The sequence below is a fragment of the Amnimonas aquatica genome, assembly GCF_002943415.1.
Taxonomy (GTDB): Bacteria; Pseudomonadota; Gammaproteobacteria; order Pseudomonadales; family Moraxellaceae; genus Perlucidibaca; species Perlucidibaca aquatica_A.
This window is the reverse complement of sequence record NZ_PTQZ01000355.1, coordinates 1-1,184: the sequence shown is the minus strand read 5'-3', so window position 1 is coordinate 1,184 and position 1,184 is coordinate 1. Positions and strand designations below refer to the sequence as shown.

At 65.6% G+C, this 1,184-nt stretch carries 1 protein-coding gene; it reads right to left on the bottom strand.

The annotated features are described in order from the left end of the window. Positions 1–113 precede the first annotated feature (113 nt). On the bottom strand, positions 114–1,184 hold a 1,071-nt coding region (paeA, locus tag C5O18_RS09905), incomplete at its 5' end, for a polyamine export protein PaeA (protein WP_105193458.1).

Genomic DNA, 1,184 nt, shown 5'->3' with positions numbered 1-1,184 from the left:
TCCGTAGCAGGCGGAGACCCGGATGGCCCCGCCTATCAAGACGGGGTCATTATTGGCGGGGCCCGACGGACGGGGGCACCCTACCGCGGAGGGGGCTCAGGGCCGGAGGCGGCTCACTGGACGCGCGTCACCAGCAGCTGGTCGATGCGGTGATTGTCGATGTCGACGACCTCGAACTTGTACCCGGCGTGGCTGACCGCATCGGTCAGCTTGGGCATCTTGCGCAGCATGTACATCATGAAGCCGGCGATGGTCTCGTAGTTCTCGTCGTCGGGGAAATGCGCGATGTCGAGCGCGTGCATGACATCTTCGACCGGTGCGAAGCCGTCGATCAGCCAGCTGTTGTCGTCGCGCTTGACGATCTGCTGCTGGTTGCCGCCGACCAGGTCGCCCATGACCGTGTTCATGACATCGTTGAGCGTGATCACGCCCACCACCAGCGCGTACTCGTTGAGCACGATGGCGAAGTCCTCGCGGCGGTCGCGGAACTGCGCCAGCAGCTCCGACAGCGTGAGCGTGTCGGGAATGGTCAGCACCGGCTTGATCCAGGGTGCGCCGGCCAGGGTCAGCGGCTCGTCGTTGATGATGCGCAGCAGCAGGTCCTTGGCGTCGACATAGCCGGCCATGCGGTCGATCACGTCGTCGCAGACCAGGAACTTGGAGTGCGAATGCTGGCCGAGCTGGCGGCGCAGCTCCGCCTCCGAGTCCTGAAGGGTGAGGTAGACGATGCTCTCGCGCGTGGTCATGGCCGAGCTCACCAGGCGCGATTCCAGGTCGAACACGTTGCCGATCACCTGCTGCTCGCTCTCGTGCAGCACGCCGGCCTGGGTGCCGGCCTCGACAATGGCGTGGATGTCCTCGCTGGTGATGTCGTCGCTGCGCTGGCCGGGCAGGCCGAGCAGCGACATGGCGCGGTCGGACACGCCGTTGAAGAACCACACCGCCGGCTTGAACAGCGTGATGCAGATCTGCATGGGCGCGACCACGCGCAGGGCGACCTGTTCGGGCGCGCTCATGGCCAGCCGCTTCGGAATCAGGTCGGCGAACAGGATGAACAGCGAGGTGATGGTGACGAACGAGGCCGCGAGGCTCAGCGTCTCCAGGTACGGGCCCTGGTAGGCGAGGCTGATCAGTGCCAGGTAGTAGGGCGTCAGCATGGCCTCGCCGAAGATGCCGGCGAGGAT